The 21,248-nt window shown below is 36.8% G+C and carries 19 protein-coding genes; 9 read left to right on the plus strand and 10 right to left on the minus strand.

Annotated features, from left to right (window positions below; genetic code table 11):
- Positions 1 to 2,454, plus strand: coding sequence for an ABC transporter permease (locus ACJJVT_RS18555; RefSeq protein ID WP_405400713.1), 2,454 nt, complete (start codon positions 1 to 3; stop codon positions 2,452 to 2,454).
- Positions 2,455 to 2,520: 66 nt separating this feature from the next.
- Positions 2,521 to 3,186 (plus strand): ABC transporter ATP-binding protein, encoded by a 666-nt coding sequence (locus tag ACJJVT_RS18560; protein WP_348324741.1) that lies wholly within the window; start codon positions 2,521 to 2,523, stop codon positions 3,184 to 3,186.
- A 123-nt stretch (positions 3,187 to 3,309) separates the two neighbouring features.
- Here ACJJVT_RS18560 and ACJJVT_RS18565 read toward each other — a convergent pair whose 3' ends face one another.
- Positions 3,310 to 4,986, minus strand: a complete 1,677-nt coding sequence (locus ACJJVT_RS18565) for an amidase (RefSeq protein WP_405400715.1) — start codon at positions 4,984 to 4,986, stop codon at positions 3,310 to 3,312.
- Positions 4,987 to 5,179: 193 nt separating this feature from the next.
- Between ACJJVT_RS18565 and ACJJVT_RS18570 the strand changes: the two genes are divergently transcribed.
- From ACJJVT_RS18570 to ACJJVT_RS18590, 5 genes are all read left to right on the plus strand, one after another.
- Entirely contained in the window at positions 5,180 to 6,322 is a 1,143-nt protein-coding gene (locus ACJJVT_RS18570; protein WP_405400717.1) for a P-loop NTPase, read from the plus strand.
- A gap of 2 nt (positions 6,323 to 6,324) precedes the next feature.
- The gene (locus ACJJVT_RS18575; RefSeq protein WP_303598611.1) at positions 6,325 to 6,567 is read left to right on the plus strand and encodes a NifU family protein; all 243 of its coding nucleotides are present in this window, start codon (positions 6,325 to 6,327) and stop codon (positions 6,565 to 6,567) included.
- Between the two features lie 72 nt (positions 6,568 to 6,639).
- Complete coding sequence (locus tag ACJJVT_RS18580) at positions 6,640 to 7,698, plus strand: NAD(P)/FAD-dependent oxidoreductase (RefSeq protein WP_405400718.1); 1,059 nt, start codon at positions 6,640 to 6,642, stop codon at positions 7,696 to 7,698.
- 70 nt (positions 7,699 to 7,768) lie between these two features.
- Positions 7,769 to 8,101 carry a 2Fe-2S iron-sulfur cluster-binding protein gene (locus ACJJVT_RS18585; protein ID WP_027065921.1) on the plus strand — a complete coding sequence of 111 codons (333 nt, stop codon included), beginning with the start codon at positions 7,769 to 7,771 and terminating at the stop codon, positions 8,099 to 8,101.
- A gap of 84 nt (positions 8,102 to 8,185) precedes the next feature.
- The gene (locus ACJJVT_RS18590) at positions 8,186 to 8,332 is read left to right on the plus strand and encodes a hypothetical protein (RefSeq protein WP_405400720.1); all 147 of its coding nucleotides are present in this window, start codon (positions 8,186 to 8,188) and stop codon (positions 8,330 to 8,332) included.
- 426 nt (positions 8,333 to 8,758) lie between these two features.
- On the opposite strand, the gene ACJJVT_RS18595 is transcribed toward ACJJVT_RS18590, so the two are convergent.
- Positions 8,759 to 10,498: an ABC transporter ATP-binding protein gene (locus ACJJVT_RS18595; protein ID WP_405400722.1), complete on the minus strand. Its 1,740-nt coding sequence runs from the start codon at positions 10,496 to 10,498 to the stop codon at positions 8,759 to 8,761.
- Between the two features lie 164 nt (positions 10,499 to 10,662).
- On the opposite strand from ACJJVT_RS18595, the gene ACJJVT_RS18600 reads away from it, so the two are divergent.
- Together ACJJVT_RS18600 and ACJJVT_RS18605 are read left to right on the plus strand one after the other, a co-directional pair.
- Complete coding sequence (locus tag ACJJVT_RS18600; RefSeq protein WP_405400724.1) at positions 10,663 to 11,709, plus strand: TPM domain-containing protein; 1,047 nt, start codon at positions 10,663 to 10,665, stop codon at positions 11,707 to 11,709.
- A 47-nt stretch (positions 11,710 to 11,756) separates the two neighbouring features.
- The gene (locus ACJJVT_RS18605) at positions 11,757 to 13,934 is read left to right on the plus strand and encodes an acylase (RefSeq protein WP_405400725.1); all 2,178 of its coding nucleotides are present in this window, start codon (positions 11,757 to 11,759) and stop codon (positions 13,932 to 13,934) included.
- Positions 13,935 to 13,963: 29 nt separating this feature from the next.
- Here ACJJVT_RS18605 and ACJJVT_RS18610 read toward each other — a convergent pair whose 3' ends face one another.
- The 8 genes from ACJJVT_RS18610 to ACJJVT_RS18645 form a co-directional block, all read right to left on the minus strand.
- Positions 13,964 to 14,617: a hypothetical protein gene (locus tag ACJJVT_RS18610; RefSeq protein ID WP_405400726.1), complete on the minus strand. Its 654-nt coding sequence runs from the start codon at positions 14,615 to 14,617 to the stop codon at positions 13,964 to 13,966.
- Positions 14,618 to 14,983: 366 nt separating this feature from the next.
- The gene (locus ACJJVT_RS18615) at positions 14,984 to 15,346 is read right to left on the minus strand and encodes a hypothetical protein (RefSeq protein WP_405400728.1); all 363 of its coding nucleotides are present in this window, start codon (positions 15,344 to 15,346) and stop codon (positions 14,984 to 14,986) included.
- A 4-nt stretch (positions 15,347 to 15,350) separates the two neighbouring features.
- Positions 15,351 to 16,415: a dipeptidase gene (locus ACJJVT_RS18620; protein WP_405400730.1), complete on the minus strand. Its 1,065-nt coding sequence runs from the start codon at positions 16,413 to 16,415 to the stop codon at positions 15,351 to 15,353.
- A gap of 2 nt (positions 16,416 to 16,417) precedes the next feature.
- Positions 16,418 to 17,530: a D-TA family PLP-dependent enzyme gene (locus ACJJVT_RS18625; RefSeq protein ID WP_405400732.1), complete on the minus strand. Its 1,113-nt coding sequence runs from the start codon at positions 17,528 to 17,530 to the stop codon at positions 16,418 to 16,420.
- 5 nt (positions 17,531 to 17,535) lie between these two features.
- On the minus strand, positions 17,536 to 17,997 hold the full coding sequence (locus ACJJVT_RS18630; protein WP_405400733.1) for a RidA family protein: 462 nt from the start codon (positions 17,995 to 17,997) through the stop codon (positions 17,536 to 17,538).
- A gap of 17 nt (positions 17,998 to 18,014) precedes the next feature.
- Positions 18,015 to 19,331, minus strand: a complete 1,317-nt coding sequence (locus tag ACJJVT_RS18635; RefSeq protein WP_405400735.1) for a gluconate:H+ symporter — start codon at positions 19,329 to 19,331, stop codon at positions 18,015 to 18,017.
- Between the two features lie 101 nt (positions 19,332 to 19,432).
- Complete coding sequence (gene aqpZ, locus ACJJVT_RS18640) at positions 19,433 to 20,125, minus strand: aquaporin Z (RefSeq protein WP_405400736.1); 693 nt, start codon at positions 20,123 to 20,125, stop codon at positions 19,433 to 19,435.
- A 195-nt stretch (positions 20,126 to 20,320) separates the two neighbouring features.
- Positions 20,321 to 21,220 (minus strand): metallophosphoesterase, encoded by a 900-nt coding sequence (locus ACJJVT_RS18645; RefSeq protein WP_405400737.1) that lies wholly within the window; start codon positions 21,218 to 21,220, stop codon positions 20,321 to 20,323.
- Between the last annotated feature and the right edge of the window lie 28 nt (positions 21,221 to 21,248).

Below are 21,248 nucleotides of genomic sequence, written 5' to 3' on the forward strand. Positions count from 1 at the left end.
ATGTTAAGAAATTACATCAAGATTGCTTTTAGAAACATTTGGAAGAACAAGGTGTTTTCTTTGATTAATATTCTGGGTCTCTCCATTGGATTAAGTGCTTCATTCGTAATTGGTGCTATGGTTTTTTATGACCTGACTTTTGATAAATTTCATCCTGATGGTGATAGAATCTATAGGGTAACAACTTCGTTTGAAGGTAGTTCTGATGTGTTCTATAATGCAGGTGTTACGGTCCCTTTAGCTCAAGAACTTAAGAACTTGAAGGTGAATGATATTGAAACAGTGGCTCCGTTCTTTACAGCATATCCATTACATGTTGAAAATCAACAAACGGGAAATAAATTCAAAGAACCCGATTTTGTGATTTATACAGAACCTTCATATTTTAAAACTTTTGAATATGATTGGTTGGCAGGCGATATAAATAGTGCTTTGGTAGAGCCAAATATGGTGGTGCTGACTAAAGAACGAGCCATAAAATATTTTCCAAATCAAGAATTAGGTAACGTTGTAGGGAAGTCGCTTGTTTATAATGACAGTATACATGCTACTGTTTCAGGTATTGTTGATGGTTTTGAGGGTCGTACAGACATTGTTTTTGAAGAATTTATTTCATTAAAAACAGCCGTTACTCAAGATATGACCAATGTAGTAAATGAATCAGGATGGGATAATTCAAATTCTGCCTCGCAACTATTTCTTAAACTTTCAGAAAACGCTATTTCAAATAATGTTCAAAAAATATTAACACGAATTGCAAAAGAACATGATGAGCCAGAAAATTTGCATACGGGTGCTAGTAAAAGTAGATTCATGTTACAACCTTTAAGCGATATTCATCTAAACCCTAATTACGGGACCTTTGATTTTAATGATAGCCGAACGACTAAGGCAGCGCTGAAAAGCCTTCTTTTGTTAGCATTTATTCTATTGATATTAGGCTGTATTAATTTCATCAATTTAAATACCGCGCAAGCAATAAAAAGAGCGAAAGAAATTGGTATTAGAAAAACTTTAGGGAGTTCTAGATTGCAATTGATTTATCAGTATTTAGGAGAAACATTTCTGTTGACAATAACAGCAGCAGTAGTATCTGTTTTTCTGTCAAAATGGTTGTTGCTTTTGTTTTCAGATTTTGTTCCTGCAGGGTTAAGCTTTGATGTTTTTTTGAATCCATGGTTATTGCTAGGTGTTTTTCTGTTGCTAAGTTTGGTAACTGTTTTATCTGGATTTTATCCAGCGATAGTATTATCGAAATATAAACCAGTTTCCGTTTTAAAGCAACAAATTACCCCTAATTCAGATAAAGGTCTGTTAAGAAAGTATTTGACGGTATTTCAATTTGTAATCGCACAAATATTTATCATAGCCACATTAATGGTGGGGAAACAGTTGAGCTATATCATGAAAAAAGATATGGGTTTCAATACAGAGGCAATTGCATATTTTAAAACTCCGTGGCAAGATACATCTGCAGTAAAACGAACAAGGTTTGTAAAAAGAATACAAGATTTACCAGGCATATCAAGTGCGGTATTAGCAGGTAATCCTCCAGCTTCATTTACTACTATGACCATGGGGGTGAAATATATAAAAGATAGTACAGAAGTAAATTCATATTTACAACTTATGTATGGCACTGCTAATTATTTTGATTTGTATAATTTAAAACTATTGGCAGGTAGAATTCCTTTGAATGATTCTATTAGGGAATATGTGGTAAATAAATCTTATTTAAAAGAAATAGGTATAGAAAATCCTGCAGATATAGTCGGTGAGAATTTAAAAGTAGATGATGATAACTTACCTATAGTCGGCGTCATGGAAGATTTTAATCAGCATTCGCTAAAATATGGAGTATCTCCTATGGCATTTACTGGAAGTTCATATACAGGTAAGTGGACACAGTTTAAAACAATACATTTTAAGTTGAATCCAAGTGAAGTTTCTAATTGGTCAGAAACTATATCATCTATAGAAAGTATATGGAAAGAAATCTATCCTGAGTCGGATTTTGATTATGCTTTTATGGACGATACTGTAAAACGATTTTATGAAAGCGAACAAAAAACCGCAACATTGTTACAATGGGCTACGGGATTGGCTATTTTAATTAGTTGTTTGGGGTTATTTGGGTTGGTTATACATACCACTGAGCGCAGAACCAAAGAAATAGGAATTCGAAAAATACTAGGCGCCAATATATTTCAGCTTAATTTTTTACTGTCAAAGGATTTTTTGAAATTGGTCTTAATAGCTTTTATAATCGCAGCACCAATTGCATGGTACGGACTACATAACTGGTTAGAAGAATTTGCCAATAAAACAGAATTAAGTTGGTGGATTTTTGCTTTAAGCGGAGCCTCTATGGTGGTAATTTCATTATTGATTATGACCATTAAAACCTTAAATTCAGCCAAATCTAACCCTGTAAAAAGTTTAAGAACTGAATAATAATTAAGATATTTAACCAACAACCAACAACCACTATTTCACTAACAAACTAATTCACTAAATAAGATGTTACTACAATTAAGAAATATTTTCAAATGGGTACAGCAAGGCGGTCAACGTATTTTTTTGCTGAAGGATATTAATTTAGAAGTTCAAGAAGGGGAGTTCATTTCAATTATGGGTCCGTCGGGATCTGGGAAATCTACATTGCTTAATGTGATTGGAATGCTAGATACGTTTGATGAAGGAGAGTATGATTTCTTGAACGAATCGGTTCATACTTTAAAAGAGAAATACCGCTCTAACTTGTATAAAGAGTATATCGGTTTCGTATTTCAGTCTTATCATTTATTGGATGACCTCACGGTAGAAGAAAACCTAGAAATGCCTCTATTATATAAGAAAGTGAAGGGTTCTGAACGTAAGGCTTTGGTAGCCGATATGTTGGATAGATTCAATATTGTAGGTAAAAAAGATTTGTTTCCAGCACAATTAAGTGGGGGGCAGCAGCAACTAGTTGGTGTGGCACGTGCACTTATTGCAAATCCTAAACTGATTCTGGCAGATGAACCAACAGGAAACCTAAACTCGCAACAAAGCGAAGAAATCATGCAGCTTTTTAAGAAGTTGAACGAAGAAGAGGGAGTCACTATTATTCAAGTTACACACTCCGAAAAGAATGCAGAATACGGTTCAAGAATCATCAACCTTTTAGATGGCAGAAAGATTTAGTTTTTGAAATGATGATTTATCCTAATTTTTTGAAAATTAGGATAAATCATCACAAATAAATAGTTCTCGACTGAAAAAATGCAATATTCCAACAACCAACAACCAACAACCAACAACCAACAACTAATCCGTATACCCTTCAGGATGCATTTCATCAAACTCCGTTTGGTCTTGAAAAGCCTTTGCTAGTAAAAGAATACTTGCTTCATCGTACAGATTGCCAACTAGGGTAATACTTGTTGGGTGTTTCTCTTTATCTAGTCCGGTAGGTATGGCAATAACTGGGTGACCGGTAAGGTTGGTAATAATTAATTGTCTATTTCCGAAAGTTGGGGATATCAGCACATCGTAATCTTTCATGATAACCTGCATTTTCTCAATAAGCACTTGTCGGTGTCTATTTGCTTGTAGGTATTCTACAGCAGGTATAAATCGAGCCTGACGTAAAGAGTTTGCACGTGATCGTTGGTCTTGTTCTACCATTTTATCAACTTCCTCCGCGCGAACCATATCATCAAAAAATGCTCCGGCTTCTGCTCTTAAAATTACATCAAAACTGTTGTAGGGAATATCTTCTGGCAGTTCCACTTCGTTTAAAGTCAGTCCCATTTCTCTAAAAGTCTTCAAAGCTTTTTCAAGGTTGACTTTACTTAGAGAAGTGTCTTTGTCGATATCCTTTTTTAGGTATCCGATTCTTAGCGATTTGTAATCTTTTTTAGGTTCGAATCCGTCAGGGTAATCAGTGGTCATTCCGTCTTTTGGGTCTTTGCCGGTAATTACGCTATACACAATGGCACAATCTTCGGCACTTCTTGCCATAGGTCCCACTTTATCCATAGACCAACTCAAACTCATTACTCCGTGTCTACTAACTCGACCATATGTTGGGCGTAAACCGGTAATTCCGTTTCTATTACTTGGCGATGTAATTGAACCTAATGTTTCTGTACCTAAAGCAAAAGGAACCAATCCTGCTGAGGTTGCAGATCCCGAACCTGCAGATGAGCCGGTGGCACCTTGTTTCGTATCCCACGGATTTTTTGTTTTTCCATCGAACCAAACATCACCACGTGCCAATGAACCAGATACAAGCTTGGCAACTAAAACTCCGCCAGCAGCTTGCAATTTTTCAACTACCGTAGCTGTCATTTCAATTTGTTGATCACGGTAGGGTTCTGCACCCCATGTGGTTTTATAACCTTCGACCGCCATAAGATCTTTTACGCCGTATGGTATGCCGTGTAAAATTCCGCGGTAGTTTCCTGCAGCTAGTTCAGCATCTAAAAGTTTAGCTTGTTCTAAAGCCATTTCTTCGGTTATGGTAATGGTACATTCTAAAATAGGATTATATTTTTTTAATCGGGCTATAAAGAACTGGGTCAATTCTAACGAACTTATTTTTTTGCTTTTAATGAGTGAAGCAAGCTGAGGTATGGAGTAAAAAGCAAGATCAGCTTCTTTGTTTGGTAGTTCTACGTTATCGGCAATTTCCCATACAGGGAATCCCGCTTGTGCTTTTGGGGTAAAGTTTAGGGGTAGGGGATTAAACTGTATTGCAGGTACGACGTCGTTGTCTAAGGTGTATTTTCGCAGGGTATCAAAACCTTCTTTGTTCCTTTTTAGATAGGGGTATAGGGTGTCAATAAATTTTTTATCGAAATCTAATCCCACTAATTTTTGGGATCGTTTTACATCTTTTTTAGAGAATTCATTTTTTGAACTAGAGCAAGATGTAATGAGTAAGAATGTAAAGAGACCAAGAAATGAAAATAAAGCTATTCTTTTGGTAGGTTGGTACATGAGTTGCGTTTTAAAGAAGATTCTAAAATACGGTTTTTAGATAGTTTAATTCTGCTTGAAAATCATAAATAATTGAGAATTGAATTTCTGTTAATAAGAGGTTTTAATTATAATGGCATCTTCATTTTCAATACGCTAACTTCATAATCTAACATCTAAGGATTATCTTTGTTGTTTAGAATGAATTTATATAATGAAGATAGATAAGAAGGATATTTTAAAGGCATTGGAACATATTACCGTTCCTGGTGAAGGTCAAAACATGGTAGAAAGTGGTGCAGTTACCAATATCCAAATTTTTGGCGATGAGGTTGAGGTAGATATTACTATTACAAACCCAAGCCTGCAAGCACGTAAAAAGACTGAAGTAGAGATTTTAAAAATTATTCATAAAGAAGTTTATGAAAAAGCGAAAATTAAAATCAATATTAAGGTTGATGCTCCTGCTGCAAAGCCGAAAGTAAATGAGATAAAAGGTAAAGCAATACCAGGTATTTCTAATATTATAGCGGTAGCCTCTGGTAAAGGAGGGGTAGGTAAATCTACCGTAACGGCTAACTTGGCAGTTACTTTGGCAAAAATGGGCTTCAAAGTAGGTTTGTTAGATGCCGATATCTACGGGCCATCAATGCCTATAATGTTCGATGTCGCTAATGATAAACCACTTGCAGTAAATGTAGATGGTAAATCTAAAATGAAGCCGGTAGAAAGTTATGGGGTTAAACTATTGTCAATTGGCTTTTTTACACAAAGAGACCAAGCGGTAATTTGGAGAGGACCAATGGCTTCTAAGGCACTAAATCAAATGATTTTTGATGCACATTGGGGCGATTTAGACTTTATGTTGATCGATTTACCACCGGGTACTGGCGATATACACTTAAGTATTATGCAGGCATTACCGATAACTGGGGCTGTTGTAGTGAGTACACCACAAGAAGTTGCACTTGCCGATGCTAGAAAAGGTGTGGCAATGTTTCAACAAGATTCTATAAACGTACCTGTTTTGGGAATTGTTGAGAATATGGCATACTTTACACCTGCAGAGTTGCCAGATAATAAATATTATATTTTTGGTAAAGAAGGTGCAAAACACCTTGCGGAAGATTTAAATGTACCTTTTTTAGGAGAAATGCCATTAGTACAAAGTATTCGTGAAGCTGGTGATGTTGGTAGACCGGCAGCATTACAAACGGCAACACCTGTAGAAAAAGCATTTGAAGAATTGACAAAAAAGATTGTCAGTGAGGTAGTTTCTAGAAATAAAACATTACCACCTACAGAAGCAATTAAGATTACAACGATGGCGGGTTGTTCGCCTGTTAATAAAAAATAGATATGACATCAGCAGAACTAAAATTAAATGTTGAAAAAGCATTAGAAGAAATCAGACCTTTTTTACAAAGTGATGGTGGTGATATTACATTAGTTTCTATTGATGATGAATCTTCTGTTAAAGTAAGACTAGAAGGTGCTTGTGTTGGTTGTAGTGTAAATCAAATGACCTTAAAAAGTGGTGTTGAAATGACGATAAAAAAATACGCACCACAGATACAAGAAGTTATTAATATTGCAGGTTAAATCCTGATAATTGTCATAATTTTTAAGACCATAGATTGATAATTTTGAAGGGTATTACAAAGAATTGAAGTAATGATTAAGACCGATATATTGATTATTGGCGCGGGACCTACGGGTCTTTTTGCCGTTTTTGAAGCAGGACTTCTAAAACTAAAATGCCATTTAATAGATGCTTTGCCGCAGGCAGGCGGACAGTGTTCTGAAATTTATCCTAAAAAACCGATTTATGATATTCCTGGTTTTCCAGAGGTATTGGCGGGCGATTTGGTAGATAATTTAATGGAGCAAATTAAGTCTTTTCAACCTGGGTTTACGCTAGGTGAGCGTGCAGAAACAATCAAAAAATTAGATGACGGTACATTTGTGGTTACCACAAATAAAGGAACGGAGCACCATGCTCCGGTTGTTGCTATAGCTGGTGGATTAGGGAGTTTTGAGCCAAGAAAACCATTGTTAGATAATTTGTCAAAATTTGAAGATAACGGTGTAGCTTATATGATCAAAGATCCTGAGGTGTATCGTGATAAGAAAGTAGTCATAGCCGGTGGTGGAGATTCTGCCCTAGACTGGAGTATTTTTTTAGCTGATGTAGCCTCTCAAGTAACTTTGGTACATAGAAGAAACGAATTTAGAGGTGCCCTGGATTCTGTTGAGAAAGTTCAGGAATTGAAAAATTCAGGAAAATTGAACTTGATTACCCCAGCAGAAATTATAGCTCTAAATGGAGAAGAGAAATTAGAATCTGTTTTAATCAGAAAGATTTCTGATGCTAAGGAAGAGATTACTTTAGAGGTAGATAACTTTATTCCTTTATTCGGACTCTCTCCAAAATTAGGTCCCATTGGCGACTGGGGATTAGAGATAGAGAAAAATGCTATTAAAGTAGATACGTTCGATTATCAAACCAATATTCCAGGAATATATGCCATAGGTGATGTAAATACATACCCAGGCAAATTGAAACTAATTCTTTGTGGTTTCCACGAAGCAACGTTAATGTGCCAAAGTGCCTTTCAAAAAATTCATCCAGATAAAAAGTATGTGATGAAATATACTACCGTAGGTGGAGTAAGCGGTTTTGATGGAACAAAAAAAGAAGCGCCAAAAGCAGTAGTAAAAGCGATAGAATAAATAAACTAAAATGTCATCCTGAGCGCAGTCGAAAGGCTACAACGCTATAAGTTTGAAAAATTATTATTGAATGACCGACATCAAAATAAAAATTACAGACCGCGACGGAGTCTTACATGAGATAGATGCGCCGACCGATATGAATATGAATCTAATGGAAGTGGTTCGTTCATATGAGCTTGCTCCAGAAGGAACAATTGGAATTTGTGGAGGTATGGCTATGTGTGCTTCTTGTCAATGTTATGTGTTGTCAGATACCGAACTTCCAGAAATGGGTGATGATGAAGAAGCGATGTTATCTGAAGCATTTAATGTAAAGGATAACTCACGTTTAGGCTGTCAATTACATATCACCGAAGATATGGACGGACTAGAAGTAGAGCTAGCTCCAGAGGAATTATAAGAGTCTAGTCATTGCGAGAAAACGAGATGCAATCGAAATTGACGAAGCAATCTGTTTGATTGATTTCAAAAGCTCGTAATAGACTTGTGTTGGAAAATAAATTTTTATTTTCCAACAGCCAACAGCCAACAGCCAACAGCCAACAGCCAACAGCCAACAGCCAACAGCCAACAGCCAACAGCCAACAGCCAACAGCCAACAGCCAACAGCCAACAGCCATTAAGCAGATAGGTGTTCCAAACAAACAGATAGCCACGCTTTGCTCACTATGACGAAAAGATTATTGCTTCCGTCATTGCGAGAAGCATTTCGCGACGAAGCAATCTATTAAAGTCGTGTTCCTAAGTTTTTTGACTGCGCTTATAACAAGACATATTTTTTTTGCAGTTGAGTGTCAATATAGAATCGTATTGAAAGGGGTTTAGGTTCTGGCGAAGGTTCTCGATACTAATTTTCTCATACTTCGAAAATTCACTCAAACTGACATTTTTTTATTTTCCAACAACCAACAACAATTTTCGAACTTGAACTTGAACTTGTTTTTTGAATTAGTATTTATTTTTTTTCCTAACTCCTAACTCCTAACTCCTAACTCCTAACTCCTAACTCCTAACTCCTAACTCCTAACTCCTAACTCCTAACTCCTAACTCCTAAAATTATATCCTAGCCTGATACGTAAACAAGTTATGATATCTCCCTTCTTTTGCAATCAGTTCTTCATGCGTGCCTTGTTCTGCAATGCGTCCGTTTTCGATTACTAAAATCTGATTCGCTTTTCTGATTGTGCTTAAACGGTGGGCGATAACGAAAGTGGTTCTTCCTTTGGTTAATTCTGCTAAACTTTTTTGAATTAAAGCTTCACTTTCAGTATCCAGATTAGAGGTAGCTTCATCTAGAATTAGTATTCTAGGGTTTGCCAATACAGCTCTAGCAATCGCAATACGTTGGCGTTGACCCCCAGATAATTTTACGCCGCGTTCCCCAATAACCGTATTTAATCCTTCTTCAAATCGGTCTGTAAATTCATCAACATATGCTGCTTTAATTGCGGACTGTAATTCTTCTTCGGAAGCACCTGGTCTTGGGAAAAGGATATTTTCTCTAATAGTACCTTCAAAAAGAAAATCGTCTTGTAAAACAACACCTAAATACTGTCTAAAGCTGGTAAGGTCAACTTTTGATAAATCGGTGCCATCAATGGTAATTTCTCCCGAATCAGGATTCAAGAAACTAGCCGCCAATCCTGCGATGGTAGATTTTCCTGAGCCAGAACTACCTACAAGGGCAATCACATCACCAGATTTTGCTTCAAAACTGATGTTATGTAAAACATCTTTATCTTCTTCGTAGGCAAATGAAACATCTTTAAAGACCATATCACCTTTAATGTTTGAAAGTGTAATGGTTCTATCTTTTTCGTCAGATTCAGAAACTTTGTTCATTAACTCTTCGGTGCGATCTAGTCCTGCCAAGGCTTCGGTCAATTGGCTTCCTATATTACTCATTTGAACAATAGGCGCTACCATTAGGGCAAGTAGAAAAGTAAACTCAAAATATTCACCAGTGGTAAGCTCGCCCTGCATCATTTTATAACCGCCAAAGCCCATCATAATACCTGTTGTTGCGAGTCCTAATAAAAAAGTAGAAGCACTGGTCATAAATGCCGTAGCTGTTAAACTCTTCTTCACATTTTGGAATAATTTATCTACACCCTCTTCAAAAACCTTGCTTTCTTGTTCTTCGGCATTAAAACCTTTTATAACACGAATACCACCAAGGGTTTCTGTCAATCTTCCTTTTACTTCCGCATTAATTTTTCCGCGTTCTCGAAAAACAGGTCTAATAATTTTAAATGCTTTTAATGCAATCAGTGCAAAAAGAATAAGAGGTACAAAAGTCAAAAGTGTCATAGTAGGGCTAATTCTTAGTAATAAAATTAGAGACACTACTGCGGTAATTGTACCACCAACAAGTTGCACGAGTCCGGTACCGATTAAGTTTCTTACCCCTTCAACATCGCTCATAATTCTAGAAACCAAAGAACCAGATTTAGTGTTGTCAAAAAAGCGAATAGGCAATGATAGTACTTGTTTCTGCACTTGAGATCGTAATTCAGAAATCATATATTGAGCTTGTATACTCAGTACTTTGGTCAATAAAAATGACATGACCGCTTGCACTAAAAAAGCAAAGATCACAACCGCGACCAATATTTTTAATAAGTCGTAATCTTTATTGGGTACAATATCATCTAAAAAATAACGTAGCGAGACCGGAGCAACAAAACTTGCTGCTTTACTAATTACAATGAGTAATAAACCTAGCAAAACCAGTTTTCTACGTGGCCATATAATAGTCTTAAATGCGGTTAATATGCTTACTTTTTTTTCTGCCATATGTGTTTAATTTTTCACTGTCTTGTCGAGCGAAGTCGAGACTAAAAGACAACAAGTCGCAAGTTACTTCAATTCTAAAGTTTTACCGAATCTAGAATAGGTTTTGATAATCACTATTTGTGTCAATAAAGGTTTTTATATTTGAGTATCCTGATTGCCGACCGATGCTTAAAAAAATCATTTTCTTTTTTTTGTTAGTTACGTTTTACGCGAATGCGCAAGACCAATACTATGAGTTACGAGATTTTGTAACTGATAGTGCACACATATTCACCGCTAGTCAAGTACTAGAATTAAATCAGCGTTTGGTAGCATTAGAGGAGAATACTACCAATCAACTAGTAATAGTTACGATTGAAGAATTAGGGTATGATACCATTGAAACCTATGCAAATGCATTATTCAATCAAAACGGAATCGGTCAAGAAGGTAAAGATAATGGGCTATTAATTCTATTCTCAGAATTAGACAGAGAAGTTAGAATAGAGGTTGGCTATGGATTAGAACCGTACATTACAGATGCCGTTGCCTCAAGAATTATTAGAAATACGATGATTCCTAATTTTAAAGAAGAGGCGTATTTTGAGGGTATTAACGAGGCTAGTAATCAGCTTATAGAATTTCTTAATAATCCAGAAGCACTTGACGAGTTTAAACAAGAAATTGAAGACGAAGAAAGTAATAACCAGCTTATAGGGTATATATTTCTTGGTTTTTTTCTTTTGATATTTGTCGGCGTAGGCGGTTTTTTCTTTTATAGAAGTTATAAGAATATCATTGAAGTTTTTCGTGGAATGCTCATGGGTAAACTTGGCGTATTACCAGGATTGTTTATGCTGATTGCAGGTTCATTATCATCTCTATTCGGTTTGCTTTTTATGCTAGGTCCAGCAAGTACTGCTTTTAGTATACTTACGTCTAGCCAATCTATAATGGGAGAGATTGTAGACAATCCAAAATTGTTGTTATGGGTATTACTTCCATTTTTTGGTATTGCTGTAATCATTGCGTTTATAAAACTAAAAATATCGGGTAAAGACGATTTGAATATATCATGGGTTAAAAATGATAAATCATACTTTAGAAAAACATTCTCTTCTTCAGGCACACATTCTTTCAGTTCGGGCAGTAGTTCTTCTGGCGGTAGTTCAAGTTCATTTTCCGGTGGCGGAGGAAGTTCTGGCGGTGGCGGATCTAGCGGTAGTTGGTAAAAATCAAGTACATTTATACATCTCAAGAATTTATTAAAATAGTAGCAATGAACAGAATTATTTATTTGTTGGCATTCATATTGGTTTTATCATGTAAGACTAATAAGCCAGAGAAGGGTGAAATTGAAAAATGGGAAGCTCAGGCTGCGAATGTTGAAATAATAAGAGATGATTTTGGGGTGCCCCATATTTATGGTAAGTCAGACGCCGATGCTGTTTTTGGTTTGTTATATGCGCAGTGCGAAGATGATTTTAATCGTGTAGAGCAAAACTATATTTGGGCAACAGGTAGGCTGGCAGAAGTAGATGGGGAAGAGGCTTTGTATAGCGATTTGCGTGCAAAATTGTTCATGACAGAAGAAGAGGCTAAAGCGAATTATGAGAAAAGTCCCGCTTGGTTAAAAGAATTATGTGATGCCTTTGCCGATGGAGTAAATTACTATTTATATACACACCCAAAAGTAAAACCAAGATTACTGACACATTTTGAACCGTGGATGCCGATGTACTTCAGCGAAGGTTCAATTGGCGGAGATATTGAGCGTATTTCAACAAAAAAGATAGCTGCTTTTTATGATAGCAATATGGCTTTGCCAGAAATGGAAGCAATACAGTTAAAGAAGGAGAAAGAAGCAGAAGAGCCACAAGGGTCGAACGGAATCGCTATTTCAGGTAAATTAACCCAATCTGGTAATCCGTTATTATTGATAAATCCGCATACCTCATTTTATTTTAGGGGAGAAGTTCATGTAGTTTCAGAGGAAGGATTAAATGCCTACGGTGCGGTAACTTGGGGTCAGTTTTTCGTCTACCAAGGATTCAATGAGAAAACGGGATGGATGCATACATCAACATATACTGATGTTATGGATGAATTCAAGGAGACAATAGTTAAGAACGATGATAATTTATTCTATCAATACGGTGAAGAATTACGACCGGTGCAATCATCTGAGATAGTGTTGAAATATCTTGATGGTAAAAAGCTGAAAGAGAAAAAGTACCCGGCATATAGAACGCACCACGGACCAATAACTCACGTTGCCGAAGGGCAGTGGACAGCATCTGCCATGATGTGGGAACCGGTAAAAGCATTAGAGCAGTCCTTTATACGATCTAAGCAAAGTGGCTATAAAGGATTTCGGGAGATGATGGATATCCGCACCAATTCAAGTAATAACACCGTGTATGCAGATGCGGAAGGTAACATCGCTTATTTTCATGGTAATTACGTTCCAAAACGAGATGTTCAGTTTAATTATACGGAACCTGTAGATGGTAGTAATCCTAAAACAGATTGGCAAGGCTTACATTCCGTTGATGAAAATATTCTAGTGTTGAATCCTAAAAATGGCTGGATACAAAACTGTAATTCCACACCGTATACATCGGCTTTAGAATTCAGTCCGAAGAAAGAAGACTATCCGAATTACATGTCAAAAGACCAAGAAAATTTTAGGGGAGTACACGCAATTGAATTGTTGACAGATAGAAAAGGATATACTGTAGATAGCTTAATTCAATTAGCGCATGATCCATATTTACCAGCATTCAAAGCTTTGATACCTGGGTTGGTGAAAGCATATAATGCACATGACGATAAGAATCCGAAATTGAGAGAGCCAATAAAGATTCTTGAAGAATGGGATTATACAACGGGTGAAGATCAGGTCGCTATGACCTTGGCACATTTTTATGGTACCGCAATGGGTAGTAGGGCGAAGCACCCAGATAATATGAGTGATATGGAACGCATGACCTATTTTGGTACCCATACAGAAGAATCTTTAAAAATATTCGAAGAAGTGATTGATCAACTAACGGCGGACTTCGTGACTTGGAAAATGCCTTGGGGAGAAGTGAATAGATATCAACGTATAACAGGAGATATCAAACAGCATTTTGATGATTCTAAACCAAGTATCCCAATTGGTTTCGCTTCTGGTAGATGGGGAGCGTTAGCTGCTTATGGTGCTCGTTACACCACAGAAGGGGCAAAGAAAATATACGGTACCAGAGGTAATAGTTTTGTGGCGGTCGTAGAATTTGGTGATACCGTAAAAGCTAAAAGTATGTTAGCTGGCGGGCAAAGTGGAGACCCAGCTTCACCACATTTCGATGATCAAATTATTAGATATAAGAATGTAGATTGGAAAGAAGTTCCTTTTTATCGTGAAGATGTTTTAAAAAGGGCAGAAGAAACCTATATACCTGGTAAGCGATAATTTTAAAGGTGAATTAAAGCAGAACAGTTTTACATAGATTCTTTAGTAACAATCAAAGTTGCCTTAGAACCAGCAGATAAAAGCCATTTGTTAGAATAGATCAATTCACCTTTATCATTGTATACATCTACCTGTGCGGTATTCGGTGCTGAAGAACCATGGTTTAGAGCTTCAAAATCTAAGCGATTAAAGCCGTCTTGTAAATCAACATTAATGCCTTTAAATGCTCCTGTTAACAGAAGGTTCTGTTCAACAACCATATCGTTCATGTAAATTTTCACACGATCACCATCTACATATTCGTGGTCTCTGCAAACAATGCCTATAAACTTTCCGCTACTCTTTACATCACCCAAATATTGGTCGGCAAAATACTGACCAGAACCACCTAATCGCTCACCAGGACCAATTCGCGGGTCAATTTTCATACCTGCGCCCGCTTGCACCAATTCTTCATCGCGTAACATTTTTACAGGATTAGGTGCTGTCATATCTACACTAGGCTGTTCTTTGATTAAATTGGGCATATTCAGAACTGATCCTTTATTTGGAGTGCCACTAGAGTTAATAGGGTTTACTCTATCAATTTTAAGCGGTTTGGATGTAGGTAAATCTGTTTGAGCAGAAACCTGAACCGCAGAAAAAGAGAATAAAATAATAAAAAGAAAAAAAAGTTTTCTCATCGAATCTTAAATATGATGAAATAAAGATAACAAATACCCTGCCATGCGTGCTTAAGGCTTCGTTAAAAAACTGTCGATTGAACTATAATTCGTTGAAATGATTGTTCTAACGGACTTAATCAGAATCTTCTTCTTGTTTTTGCTCAGTTTTGATAAAATTGCCGTTGATCATTTTTTCTTCTTCATATATAACATTTGATATGCCTACCATAAATGCGGCAATGAGGAGTATTAGCTTTCTTTTTAACCAAAGAAAGGCTTTATTTATTTTTTTGAAATACATAATAGTGATGATAAATGGTGAATACTAGTTATCATATGTGTACGCTTGGTACACATTAAAATAGCTGAAGAAGCTATGTTCTATTATGCGGTTCTTTGGTGTTTAGAAGTGATTTTTTTAGTAAGAAATACGGCGTTGTCAATGGTTGATTGGTAGACTAAGAGGTTGTCATTTTGAACGCTTATAGCTTGTTTAGTGCTAATGCCGTAATTTTTAGATAAAATGATAAAAGCAATATAAACGTCAGCAATAGAAGAGATAAATGCAGTACTGTTAATTTCATATGTCGCAGCATTGTTTTCTAAATGTTGGGCATGTTGAGAGGGAGTGTATAAAGAAATTTCAAAATGAGTACGCGTAGTATGTCTATAATTAAGATTGCAGTGCTGTACTGTAAGTCCGATTAAAAGACATAGCGATACTAAATATGTAAAAATCTTCTTCACTAAACTATTTTAAATTTCGTCTTAGAAAGTTAATGAAATTTCCATTCATAATTTTCTCAATGTCCGGTTGCCCATAACCTCTATCTTCTAGCAATCCTATGATTTTCTGTAAATCAGCAATAGTATCGACATCTGCGGGGCCTTGTTCTGTTCCGAATCCGCCATCAAGATCAGAGCCTATACCAACGTGATTTGCGTTACCAGCTAATTGGCAAATATGGTCGATATTATCTAGTATCTGCTGTAGACTTACGTTTGCAGATTGCGGAGTAGAAACACCTCTTTCCCAAGTTGGTGTCATCATCCAAGCATCTAAGACCACACCGATAACCCCTTTTCTACCAATAATTTCCTTTAACTGCTCATCGGTAAATTGTCTGTGATGATCTACTAAAGCTCTGCAATTATTATGGCTTGCCCAAAGTGGTCCGTCATAATTTACCATCGTTTCCCAAAAACTTAAGTCGCATAAATGGGTAACATCAAGTATAATACCTAGTCGTTGAATTTCTTTAAGAAGTTCTCTTCCTTTAGTTCCGATTCCGCCTACTGAATTTGTTCCGTAAGCATAAGTACCCGGACCATAATGTGCAGGACCAATAGCTCGTAAACCCGAATCGTAAGCTTTCTGAAGGTATGAGATATCTACGATAGAATCTGCACCTTCAAGACTAAGTAAGTAGCCGATAGGCTTTTTTTCTTCGTCCGTTTTCCAAAGTGCTAAGTGGGCATCAAGTTGAGTTTTATTGGTAATCTGAACCATTTCACCGGCATCTTCCATGCTTTTGTACCACGCTAGCTGCCCTTGAGTATGTGCCCATGCCTGTTGCGGCGATTTCCATCCCGGTAGGGAATTATCCTTATGTACAAAACGAGCAATTTGCGTCGCCATACAAAGTCCGACATTCCCTTTTCTCATCGCTTCTAAAGAAACCGTATTAGTACCACGACCAGGTTTATCGGTTAAACCTTGTTCACTTTTTCTAATTTCGTCAATAGACCAAGTCAGGTCGCGATTCCAGTCCATCGCATTCATGGACAAGTCTAAATGGGCATCAAATATAAACATGCTTAAATAGTAGATTTTTGTGTTCTCGCAGTCACCGGCCAATAGTCGACAACCGCGTTATCTTTTATTACAGTTAGGGTGTCGTATTTCGCCACTGTTGGACAAATGTGCTTTGGTATGGCGTAATGAGCGTCACCAACCTCTGGTATGGTTAAATCATCATACTCCACCACCAAGTGTTCTTCAGACTGACTTATTTGTTTGCTGTGTTTTAAATCTAAAAACTCAATTCTAGGAAAAGGCATTTCAGGAGCGACCGATTTATGACCGAGATCAAAACAGAGAATCCCGGTTGTTGGTTTGCTTATAATTCTTGTAAAGAGTACTGCAGCTGGTAAAAAGCCCATTTCTGGAAATAGGTTTCCATAACCAGAATCCCAAAGAAGGGTAGTGCCAGGGCTGGCATCAACATCTTGGCGTTTACAATGAAAAGGAAACGTTGGCGAACCGCCAGCCACTATTTTTGGGCTAGCGATGTTTTTATCTTCAATACTTTTCTTTAAGTCGATTACCGCTTCAAAAGCTGTATTACATTCTTGCTCTCGTATTTTAGGATCTGAATTACGGAGATGACCGTCATAAACATGTAAACCTTCAGCAATTAAATATTCATTTTCATGTAATTGAGTATAAAATTCTAGAGCATCGTGGTCAGGAATGATTCCTGTTCTGTTCATACCATTATTTATATCCATCCAAAGGGAAATTCTAATGTTGTTGGATGCTGCCAGTTCACTTAAAATGGATAACGTTTTAGAATTATCTACAAGGGTTGAAAACTTGGTATTCGGGTATTTTTTAATCAATTCAATAAAACGCTTTGCATTTGCACCAACAGGTTGCATTGCTAATAAAACGTCAACAGCATTGCAGTCACCAAGTAGTTCTGCTTCAGCAATAGTGGCACATTTGAATTTTTGAATTCCGCGTTCCATCTGCATCTTAATGATATTGGCATTTTTATAGGTTTTTACATGCGGACGTAGCCGATTTACATCGCCTGTCATGGAAATCATCAAGTCGATGTTATGTTGAATTCTATCTGGATACACCAATAAAGAAGGAGAAATCACTCCCTCGGGATGATTAATTGAATACCAATTTTCGTTTGCCATAATTTTTAATGATGTAGTTCGAAATGAGCCTCAATTTCAACAGGTATACCGCCAGGTAAAATCATACCAACGGCACTACGAACACCTACACCGTTGTCGGGTCCGAAAATGTCTGCCATGAGTTCGCTAAAACCGTTAATGACCAAAGGTTGTTGACCAAAATCGGGAGTGGAGTTGACCATTCCCAAGGTTTTTACAATCCTTTTAATTCTGTCGATATCTCCGAAATGTGTTTGTATCGTAGAAAGCATGGTAAGTGCAACTTGCCTTGCAGCAATTTTAGCTTCTTCCATTGTCATATCATGACCGGCTCTGCCGACAATCAATGAACCATCATTTTGCATAGGACCTTGACCAGAAATATATAAAAAATGGTCAACGACTAAAACAGGTTTGTACAAACCTGCAGGAGGTGGAGCAGGTGGTAAAATCAACCCCAATTCTTTAATTATTTCAGAAGGTTTCATTTGCAAATTATTTAATATTAAATAAATGTATTTATAACGAGAACACCAATAAGCCCCATAACGCCAACGGTAGTTTCCATCACGGTCCAGCTTTTTAATGTATCTTTAACCGATAGATTAAAGTACTCTTTAAATAACCAAAATCCGCTATCGTTAACATGAGAAAGCATTAAACTACCAGAACCTATTGCCAATACCATTAATTCAGGACTAGCCCCTGTACCTTGAACCAAAGGAAGAACGATTCCCGCAGCGGTTAAACCAGCTACAGTGGCAGAACCAACACAAACACGTATAATGGTGGCAATCAGCCAAGCTAATATTAATGGTGAGATTGATGATTGCTCTAATATTCCACCAATATATTCACTTACACCGCTATCGATCAAAACTTGCTTTAATGCGCCAGAGCCAGCAATTATTAGTAGCACCATAGTTATGCCCGTAATAGCACTGCCAACAGAATCCATAACCTCTTTCATACTTTTGCCCTGACCTAAGCCTAAAGTATAAATAGCAACTAAAACGGCAATAAGCATTGCAATAGCTGGGTTACCCATAAAAATTAAAATCTTGGTAAGAAAGAAATCTGCAGGGAGTAAAAGTTGAGCCAATGCGGCAACTGCAATTAGAATAACGGGTAAAAGTGCACTGATAATGCTATTTGCCATACTTGGCATTTCGTCGTCCTTTAAAACTACAGGGTTAAGAAATTCTTTAAGTGGTGTTGCGTTAATACCTTTTAAAGTTCTTGAAAGTAATGGTCCTGCAACAATAATTGCCGGTATGGCAACTATGATGCCGTATAGCAAAGTTTTACCAATATCTGCATTGAACATAGATGCAAGAGCTGTAGGAGCAGGATGCGGAGGTAGATAACCATGTGTTACTGATAAAGAAGCTAGCATTGGTAGACCTACATATAAAAGAGGTAAGCCGGTTGCTGCTGCAATCGTGAAAACTAGAGGAACCAGAATTACAAAACCTACAGAATAAAACATAGGTATACCAACAATGAAGCCGGTTAATACGACCGCCCATTGAATGTTCTTTTTTCCGAATTTCTCAACCAGTTTTGTGGTAATTCGTTGCGCTGCACCACTATCGGCAACCAACTTACCTAGCATGGCACCAAGACCTAAAATAATGACAAGAAATCCTAAAATGTTACCAATACCTTTTTGAATGGAATCGACCACACTAATGGGTTCCATACCTTCTGCGATACCAACGAATAAAGAGACGATGATGAAAGTGATAAAGGCATTTAGTTTAAATTTTGCAATGAGAATGAATAGGAGAAGAATTCCTAGAATAACAATAAATAAAGGCATATTTTAATAGAGTTAGTTTAGTTGATTCTCTAAATATACCATAAAAAAAAAGCTCATCATATTTAAACTAAACATGATGAGCTTGAACTAAAAAAAAGTTATTATTTATCAGTTATTTCTGGTGAAATAGCTTTGTAAACTATTCCGGCTAAAACAGCTCCAACAATAGGTGCTAGCCAAAATAACCAAAGTTGATCTATAGCCCAACCACCAGCGAATAAAGCCTGACTTGTACTACGTGCAGGATTTACCGATGTATTGGTAACAGGTATGCTTATTAAGTGTATTAGTGTAAGACAAAGACCGATTGCCAAACCGGCAAATCCTCTTGGTGCTTTTGTATAGGTAGAACCTAAAATAACAAATAAGAACATAAACGTCATAGCTACTTCTATGATTAAAGCAGAAGTCATACTGTATCCGCCAGGTGAATGTTCTCCGAATCCGTTAGAAGCAAATCCGCCTAAAACGAAATCTGATTTACCTGAAGCTATAAGAAAAAGTATGGCTGCACCTGCAATACCGCCCATTACCTGAGCAACGATATATGGAAAAACATCTTTTCCATCAAAACGCCCGCCTACCCAAACGCCAATTGTTACAGCTGGGTTTAAATGACAGCCAGAAATATGACCAATGGCGTATGCCATAGTAACTACGGTTAAACCAAAGGCTAAAGCGACGCCGGCAAAGCCAATACCTAGTTCTGGATAACCTGCGGCAAGTACGGCACTACCGCAACCACCTAATACCAGCCAAAGTGTGCCGATAAACTCTGCAATAAATTTTTTCATTTTAATAAGGTTTAATTGATTGTACTTATTAAGAAACCAATATTTTAATAAAGTCACAATTATTTTAATGATTTATTGGTTAATTTAAAATAAAATTGACTTATTAAGTAAGTATTCTTATTAAAATGATTTTATTAGTAAGTATTTAATAATTGTTAGGAAAGTGCTGTTTGAGATAGTGAAGCGTTTTTCAGCTTATTTATTTTCGATATAATCTTTTAGTTTTTGCGGACCTTCCAATAAAATGCGAACTACTCGTAATGTGCCGTCATCAGTAGTATTTATTTGCCATTTAATTAACGAAATGCATCCTTTTTCAATTTCAATACCGGTAATACTTCTTGGGTGAACACAGCTACCGTCATTAAAAAGAGGAATATCACCAGGCTCAGGAAAACGTGGTCTATGCGTATGGCCTACAACGGTAATTTTTAAGTCATTTTTTAGAATCCACTTTTTTGTACGACGCTCTACTTTTATAAGTTCTGTGTAGTTTTTGGCGGGTGAAGTTGGGTCGGCAATACCCCAAACTTGTAAGGGCTTCCAAAGAACACGTACCAAAAATCGTCCCCAGCGCCAAAAAGTGTAGTTCCACCAATCTGCTTGATGCCCATGGGTAAGAAAAACTTCTTGTTGGGTTTTTTTATGTTTTAAAATAAGTGCCTCATGATATTTTATACCTTCAAAAAGAGATTTGTCTTTGTCGTCTATAGGCTCAAAATAGCTAGAAAGGTGTTTTTTAACATAGGCTTCATCTTTGTAGACCATATCATGATTGCCCCATATCATATGCAGTTTATGTTCTAAATGAAATTGCTTTAAGAGCTTAAATACATTTTTATGCGCTTCAAAAATAGACTCGAAATGAATGTTCTCCCAAAGTTCATCGCCATCACCAAGTTCGCAGTAATCAAACCCTTCAGCATAGTAGAATTTTAACGCATGATAATAGATATTTCTATTGTTGGCAAATTCATCGGCAAAACTGTTGTCTCCTCTATGGCAATCGCTAAAAAGTATGAATTTAGAAGAGTCGTCGAACGGAATAACTTTAGCATTATTGTAAGCTCTAGTAAGTCTACTATCCGATGACATGGGCTATTTTTCGTTAAATATCCGAAAA

Source organism: Maribacter sp. Asnod2-G09 (assembly GCF_045063795.1).
In the GTDB taxonomy this organism is placed as follows: Bacteria; Bacteroidota; Bacteroidia; order Flavobacteriales; family Flavobacteriaceae; genus Maribacter.